This is a genomic window from Synechococcus sp. Cruz CV12-2-Slac-r (genome assembly GCF_024346075.1).
In the GTDB taxonomy this organism is placed as follows: domain Bacteria; phylum Cyanobacteriota; class Cyanobacteriia; order PCC-6307; family Cyanobiaceae; genus Synechococcus_D.
This window is the reverse complement of sequence record NZ_JAGQEK010000096.1, coordinates 1-6787: the sequence shown is the minus strand read 5'-3', so window position 1 is coordinate 6787 and position 6787 is coordinate 1. Positions and strand designations below refer to the sequence as shown.

Annotated in this window: 9 protein-coding genes and 1 pseudogene; 7 read left to right on the top strand and 3 right to left on the bottom strand. The window is 50.4% G+C overall.

What is annotated here, in order from left to right:
• The coding region (locus KB557_RS08115; protein ID WP_255133095.1) for a sugar transferase at nt 1–489 on the top strand (489 nt) is incomplete at its 5' end.
• A gap of 14 nt (nt 490–503) precedes the next feature.
• On the opposite strand, the gene dnaK is transcribed toward KB557_RS08115, so the two are convergent.
• The gene (gene dnaK / locus KB557_RS08110) at nt 504–2405 is read right to left on the bottom strand and encodes a molecular chaperone DnaK (protein WP_255133093.1); all 1902 of its coding nucleotides are present in this window, start codon (nt 2403–2405) and stop codon (nt 504–506) included.
• An 81-nt stretch (nt 2406–2486) separates the two neighbouring features.
• Between dnaK and KB557_RS08105 the strand changes: the two genes are divergently transcribed.
• From KB557_RS08105 to KB557_RS08090, 4 genes are all read left to right on the top strand, one after another.
• Nucleotides 2487–3401 (top strand): shikimate dehydrogenase, encoded by a 915-nt coding sequence (locus tag KB557_RS08105; RefSeq protein ID WP_255133091.1) that lies wholly within the window; start codon nt 2487–2489, stop codon nt 3399–3401.
• A gap of 9 nt (nt 3402–3410) precedes the next feature.
• The gene (locus tag KB557_RS08100) at nt 3411–3875 is read left to right on the top strand and encodes a Tic20 family protein (protein WP_255133089.1); all 465 of its coding nucleotides are present in this window, start codon (nt 3411–3413) and stop codon (nt 3873–3875) included.
• 69 nt (nt 3876–3944) lie between these two features.
• Entirely contained in the window at nt 3945–4355 is a 411-nt protein-coding gene (rpsF, locus tag KB557_RS08095) for a 30S ribosomal protein S6 (RefSeq protein WP_255133088.1), read from the top strand.
• Nucleotides 4356–4418: 63 nt separating this feature from the next.
• Nucleotides 4419–4835: a hypothetical protein gene (locus KB557_RS08090; RefSeq protein ID WP_255133087.1), complete on the top strand. Its 417-nt coding sequence runs from the start codon at nt 4419–4421 to the stop codon at nt 4833–4835.
• Here the strand turns inward: KB557_RS08090 and KB557_RS08085 are convergent.
• Together KB557_RS08085 and KB557_RS08080 are read right to left on the bottom strand one after the other, a co-directional pair.
• Nucleotides 4765–5985, bottom strand: coding sequence for an argininosuccinate synthase (locus KB557_RS08085; RefSeq protein WP_255133084.1), 1221 nt, complete (start codon nt 5983–5985; stop codon nt 4765–4767). The genes KB557_RS08090 and KB557_RS08085 overlap by 71 nt on opposite strands.
• 21 nt (nt 5986–6006) lie before the next feature.
• Complete coding sequence (locus tag KB557_RS08080) at nt 6007–6204, bottom strand: hypothetical protein (RefSeq protein WP_255133082.1); 198 nt, start codon at nt 6202–6204, stop codon at nt 6007–6009.
• 48 nt (nt 6205–6252) lie between these two features.
• On the opposite strand from KB557_RS08080, the gene KB557_RS08075 reads away from it, so the two are divergent.
• Entirely contained in the window at nt 6253–6504 is a 252-nt protein-coding gene (locus KB557_RS08075) for a DUF3134 family protein (RefSeq protein ID WP_255133080.1), read from the top strand.
• A 7-nt stretch (nt 6505–6511) separates the two neighbouring features.
• A pseudogene (locus KB557_RS08070) lies at nt 6512–6787 on the top strand (phospho-N-acetylmuramoyl-pentapeptide-transferase); the annotation flags it as partial.

The following is a 6787-nucleotide window of genomic DNA, read 5'->3' as shown; positions in this document are numbered from 1 at the left end:
ATTTATTTGAATGATCGCGGTCCAATATTTTATTCTCAAATACGCACCGGTCTTTTCGGAGAATCATTCACAATTTATAAGTTGCGAACTATGCACCACACAGCTGAAAAAGATGGCGCTCAATGGAGCAACCCAGGAGATAAGCGAATTACTCCAATAGGTAAATGGTTAAGATGCAGTCGCTTGGATGAGTTGCCACAATTATTAAATATAATCAAAGGTGAAATGAGCTTCATAGGCCCAAGGCCGGAGAGGCCAGAACTAGAACATGATTTAGAAGTTAATATTCCCCATTATAGATTGAGGCATTTAGTGAGGCCAGGTTTAAGTGGTTGGGCCCAAGTAAACATGGCCTATTCATCATCTCTAGAAGATGCGGAATTAAAACTATCGTATGATTTATATTATCTAAAAAACAACGGTTTTTGGCTTGATTTGCTAATTTTAGCAAAAACATTTAAAACTGTATTAAAAGGTACAGGCCGCTAACAAACTACTTACTCTTATTTGCTTTCCGTAAATTCAGCATCAATCACATCATCGCCAGCTGATCCAGCATTGTTGCCGGGCGCGGCTCCGGGAGCCCCATCAGCGCCCGCCCCTGCTGCTTGCTGGTATACAGAAGCACCAGCTGCATAAAGGGCCTGCTGCAATTGCTCTTGCACAGTTTTCATCGCTTCAAAGTTTTCCTTTTCAATAGCCTCTTTTAACTGGCTAGCGAAACCTTCAACCTTGCCTTTATCTTCTGCGGAGATTTTGTCGCCCAGTTCCGTGAGTTGTTTCTCGGCTTGATAAACCAGGGTTTCGGATTGATTTTTTAGATCAATCTTTTCGCGGCGCTCTTTATCAGCGCTGGCATTGGTTTCAGCATCTTTAACCATTTTATCAACTTCATTATCACTAAGGGTGGAGGCACCGGTGATAGAAATTGTTTGCTCCTTGCCGCTACCTTTATCTTTAGCGGTAACGCTGAGTATGCCGTTTGCATCGATATCGAAAGTTACTTCGATTTGAGGCACGCCGCGGGGAGAAGGAGGAATGCCATCAAGGCGGAAGGTGCCAAGGCTCTTGTTATCGGAAGCCATTTCCCGCTCCCCTTGAAGCACATGGATTTCTACATTCGTTTGACCATCCACTGCAGTGGAATATGTCTCAGTTTTTTTAGTAGGTACGGTGGTGTTGCGGCTGATCATCTTCGTCATCACACCGCCAAGAGTTTCCACACCAAGCGATAAGGGTGTTACATCCAATAGGAGGATGTCTTTTACTTCACCAGCTAATACACCGCCTTGAATAGCAGCGCCAACGGCTACCACTTCATCGGGGTTAACAGTTTGGTTTGGATCTTTTCCGGTAACCCTTTTAACCAAACCTTGAATAGCTGGGATGCGGGTAGAACCACCCACCATCACCACTTCGTCTAATTCGCTGGAAGAAAGTTTGGCGTCTTTAAGGGCCTGCTCCACTGGCACTTTACAGCGATCGATCAATTTAGATGCCAATTCTTCAAACTTCGCCCTGGTGAGGTTTAGATCGAGATGTTTAGGGCCTTCAGGGGTAGCGGTAATAAATGGGAGATTAATTTCACTTTGGGTGGCGCTGGAAAGTTCGATCTTGGCTTTTTCAGCAGCTTCGGTAAGCCGTTGCAAAGCTTGCTTATCTTGGCGTAGATCGATGCCTTCATTTGCCTTAAAACTATCGGCGAGATAATCAACAATCACCTTGTCGAAATCATCACCGCCAAGGTGGGTATCGCCTGAAGTGGAGAGCACCTCAAATACCCCATCTCCCACCTCAAGCACAGAAACATCAAAGGTGCCGCCGCCAAGATCAAACACCAAGATGCGTTCGTTGCTCTTTTTATCCAAGCCGTAGGCAAGTGCAGCTGCCGTTGGCTCATTGATGATCCGCAACACCTCTAAACCAGCAATTTTGCCGGCATCTTTTGTGGCTTGGCGCTGGGAATCATTGAAATAAGCGGGAACAGTAATTACTGCTTGGGTAACCGGCTCACCGAGATACTTGCCAGCATCTTCCGCCAGCTTGCGCAACACTTGAGCTGCGATTTCTTCAGGGGCAAATAACTTGCTTAATACTGGGCACTTAACTTTTACATTGGCGCCACTTTTTTCTACGCCATAACTCACTTCACTAGCTTCCTCATTTATCTCATCAACGCGGCGACCGATAAAACGTTTCACCGAATAAAAAGTATTTTCCGGATTCATCACCGCCTGGCGTTTAGCGATTTGGCCCACTAATTGATCTTGGTTCTTGGTGTAAGCCACCACGGAAGGAGTGGTGCGAAAACCCTCTGCATTAGCGATCACGGTGGGTTTTCCACCTTCCATCACCGAAACACAGCTATTGGTTGTGCCGAGATCGATGCCAACAACTTTTCCCATAGAAACTCCTTGCAAAACGTTTCAAACTTGTTGCATCCTCGGCAAAAGGGGTCCATCCCGACGAGGTGTGGTTCCCGAACCATGGCTAGAACAAACCATTACCCAAGCAAAACCATTAACCACCCAAGCCCAATCGATGGCCGCACCGCATTACTAGCGGTTATTGGTAATCCGATCAGCCATTCTCTATCGCCTGTAATGCACAACGCTGCACTAGCGCAACTGGGCTTGAACTGGCGTTATTTAGCCTTAAAAGTTGCAGCAGAAGATCTCTCAGCAGCCGTGCAAGGGTTGGCTGCAATTGGTTGCCGTGGCGTAAGCGTCACGATTCCCCATAAGGAAACAATTGCAAATCTTGTTAGCAGCATCGACCCCATTGCCAAACAGTTGGGGGCCGTGAATTGCCTAGTGCCTGATGGCAAAGGGGGTTGGCATGGCACAAACACCGATTGGAGCGGTTTTCTTGCTCCGCTGCAAGCTCGTTTTTCCCCTGGCGCCACAGCACTGGTGCTAGGTACTGGCGGGGTGGTGCGGGCAGTGCTGCGCAGCTGCCTTGAGCTGGGTTTTAAACGGGTGCTTTTGCGAGGCAGAAGTATGGAAAAACTGGAACACCTAAAAAATGAGGTGGGCAACTGGGCACCAGCCCTTGAATTGTTGCCTTGGGAAACCCCATTGCAGCAATGGCTGCCCCAGGTGGATTTAGTGGTGAATGGCACGCCCCTAGGCATGGGGGAATGGCAGCAGCAAAGCCCCTTAAGCCTGGAGCAACTTGCTCTGCTGCCAGGTAACGCCTTGATCTACGACGTTGTTTACACCCCTCGGCCCACTCGCTTATTGAAAGAAGCTGCCAGCTTGGGCCTGGCCTGCCAAGACGGGCTGGAGATGTTGCTGCAACAGGGTGCTGCTGCCCTAAAACTTTGGACGGGGCTGCCCCAAATGCCCCTCAAGCAAATGGGTAACGCCGTTGAACAAGCCCTAAAGCAGCAGAAACCCTAACTTGGTTGTATGAATCAAATACCCCCTTGGCAGCGGTTGCTGGCCGTGCTCTTTTACCTATTGCCCTGGAGCGATGCCGTGCCCTTTGGCAGCGCACTTATTTCAGTGTTCCCTTGGCTGATCTGGCTGCAGCTACCGGCTCTACCTCTTTTACTACTGGATCAAATCGTGCCTTTTGGCGGCTTTGTGTTGTTTTTAGTGCTGTTTTTAGCGGTGGTGCGAAACCCGAAAGTTCCCGATTACCTGCGCTTCAATGCCCTGCAGGCAATCTTGCTAGATATTTTATTAACAGTTTTATCGCTCGGCTTTCGGGTGCTGCTTTCACCCCTTGGCGACAGCATTGTGCTGCGCACCTTGAACAACACAATTTTTATCGGTTGCTTAGCAGTGCTTCTTTATGCCCTGCTGCAGTGCTCTAGGGGTAAAGAGGCGGATCTACCAACCATTTCAGAAGCGGTGCGGATGCAGTTGTAAGCTGATAAATCCGGCGAATAGCTGGAAATAGCCTCCGAACTACAGGTTCGGGTTCACCCCACAGGCACCATGAGCGAACGGCCCAATTACGAAACGATGTATATCCTCCGCCCAGATATTGCGGAAGATGAGGTTGAAACCCACACCAACAAATATCGCGATCTCGTTACCGAAAACGGTGGCACGATCATCGATAACCAGCAGCGCGGCAAGCGTCGCTTGGCTTACAACATCGGTAAAAACCGCGAGGGCGTTTACGTTCAACTGAACTACAGCGGTGATGGCAAGCAGGTGGGACCCCTTGAGCGGGCAATGCGCCTCAGTGAAGACGTGATCAGGTATCTCACCGTTAAATACATCGGCCAACACAGCTCCTTAGGCCGCAGCACCACCCCCGTAGCGCCTATGGAAACCAGCGCCCCACGCCAAGATCGTGATCTGATGGCTGCTGCTGCACCCGGTGCGAGCGACAACGATTAAGCAGTGTCAAGGCTTGCTAGGTGCTGTTTGCACCGATAGGGTCGCGCAGAACAACGAGGCTGCATGCAGGCAAAGTGGCCAGTGGAACAAGACCCGCTGCCACGCTGGCTTGAGGAGTTGGAACCCCATGCCAGTGATGTGCGTAGAGATTTAGAGCGTGAACAAACCAACGCTCAATTGCAGGAATTGGAAGCACTGCTGGAGGAGCTTCCCGGCATTTTTGAACGGAAATTTGAACAGCGGCTTCAACCGGTTTTAGATCAACAACAACTCTTGATCGCTGAAAATGAAAGATTGCGCGGGCAAGTTGAACGCTTGATGCCCCAACCCGGGGAGGTGCGGCTGCGTTTCCCTGAACGGCGTCCGCCAATACCCCAAAGGGCTTTACCGCTACCTCCTCTGCTGCGGGTTATCCGCGGGGGCCGTTACGACGTTGGGCTGCTGCCCACAGCCGAATGGGAAGACCCCACACATAAATAAAACCTTCGGCAGCGCGGTGATCAAATTGATCCTCGCCGCCGTAGGTAGCCATATCTGGCACATACAAGCTGTTGTTGCTGCTGCTTCTACCCACAACTATTGCGTTGCCGCGATGTAGTTTCAGGCGCACCTTGCCATTCACCGTGCGCTGGCTGCAGTTGATGAAGGCATCAATCGCTTCTTTTAATGGGCCATACCAAAGCCCCTGATACACCAAATCAGCCCACTGGCTTTCCAATTGCCGTTTTGTGCGCAATACATCGGCAGCCAAGGTGAGGCTCTCTAATTCTTGATGGGCGCGAATCAAAAGCAGCAGCCCCGGGGTTTCATAAATTTCTCTGCTTTTAATCCCCACTACTCGGTTTTCAACCATGTCTAGGCGGCCAAAACCATGGTTGCCTGCAAGGGCATTGGCCTTGCGAATCACACTTACTGGATCCAATGCAATGCCATTTATCGCAACAGGATTGCCTTGCTCAAAAGTTATTTCCACAATTTCAGGATTTACCGGGGCAGCTTCTATCGAACTGGTCATGGCAAAAACCTCCTCTGGTGGTTCCACATCTGGATCTTCCAGGGGGCCAGCTTCAATCGAGCGACCCAACAGATTGAGATCGATGGAATAGGGAGATTTTTTGCTTACCGGAGCTGGAATACCGCAGCGTTCGCCGTAGGCAATCGTTTCTTCACGGCTCATGCCCCATTCCCGCGCCGGCGTAAGCACCTTTAGCTCTGGCGCTAACGCACCGATTGCCACATCAAAACGCACCTGGTCGTTACCTTTTCCGGTGCAGCCATGGGCTACAGCATCAGCCCCCAATTCCCGCGCAATTTCCACCAGCCTCCTTGCAATTAAGGGGCGAGCCAAAGCCGTCGAGAGGGGATAACGGCCCTCATAAAGGCCATTAGCCCTGATCGCGGGGAAAGCAAATTCACTAATAAATGGCTCGATCAGATCATCAACAATCGATTTAGAAGCGCCGGAATCCAGCGCTTTTTGGCGAATTGGCTCCAGTTCATCCCCCTGGCCAAGATCAGCCGCAAAGGTGATCACCTCTGCAACGCCCCATTCATTTTTTAAGTAAGGAATACAAACGCTGGTATCAACCCCACCTGAATAGGCAAGTACCACCTTGTTTGCCCGTGCCATATGCAGTAATTCGATTGTGTCTTAGAGATTCTCGGATGTGGCCTGCCAGCGGGCAGCAATCCACAACCCCATTGCGATGGGTAACACCAGCAAAAGCGCCCAAATAAAAAGCAAGTTCTGGGGCAATTGCAACCTTGTGCTGCCGGCGTAAACCAGCAACCCAGATCCCAACAGGGCTCCACCCCAGGCAATCAACAGTTGGATCAGTTTTGATGGCATGGGCTAAGGTTAAAACTTCAGTGAACAGAGCGTTTGGATAACACAGCGTTGACCAAGCTAGATAGCTTCAACCCTTCTCTCACCCGCTACGACCGCAGCGCTCCAGCGCCGGTATTGCCTCTGCGCGATGAACCCGATCTACTTAGCTGGCTTGAAAGTAGCGGCCGCTTGGTGGCAGAAGAAGAAACAGCCAGTGCTGATCTAGCAACAGTGGAAGAAGAAGAGCTCTCCGCCTTGATGGGTGAGAAAGAGGATTACTCCCAACCAGAAGAAAGCCAAGAAGAAAATTGGGAAGACTGAGCTCAAGGTGATTGATTCCAGCTACAGCCGGTTGTGGGCTTGGGGTTTGATCGCAGTGCTGCTGCTATCGGCTGCTGGCCTTGATCTTTACCTAGGCGCATTTCAACTCAGCAGCCCCTTATTGCTGGCCTTTGCGCTTAGTTGGCTGGTGTGTCTTTGGGGAATTCCAAAGCTAAAAGCTCTAAAAATGGAGCAAGTGATCCGCCAAGAGGGTCCCCAATCGCACCACAGCAAATCCGGCACACCCACGATGGGTGGTTTATTGCTAGTGCCCTGCGGAGTG

Coding starts and splice junctions, on each gene's coding strand:
- KB557_RS08080 (WP_255133082.1), bottom strand. CDS start 6,204: ATGCCATCAAAACTGATCCAACTGTTGATTGCCTGGGGTGGAGCCCTG.
- dnaK (WP_255133093.1), bottom strand. CDS start 2,405: ATGGGAAAAGTTGTTGGCATCGATCTCGGCACAACCAATAGCTGTGTT.
- rpsF (WP_255133088.1), top strand. CDS start 3,945: ATGAGCGAACGGCCCAATTACGAAACGATGTATATCCTCCGCCCAGAT.
- KB557_RS08100 (WP_255133089.1), top strand. CDS start 3,411: ATGAATCAAATACCCCCTTGGCAGCGGTTGCTGGCCGTGCTCTTTTAC.
- KB557_RS08105 (WP_255133091.1), top strand. CDS start 2,487: ATGGCTAGAACAAACCATTACCCAAGCAAAACCATTAACCACCCAAGC.
- KB557_RS08090 (WP_255133087.1), top strand. CDS start 4,419: ATGCAGGCAAAGTGGCCAGTGGAACAAGACCCGCTGCCACGCTGGCTT.
- KB557_RS08085 (WP_255133084.1), bottom strand. CDS start 5,985: ATGGCACGGGCAAACAAGGTGGTACTTGCCTATTCAGGTGGGGTTGAT.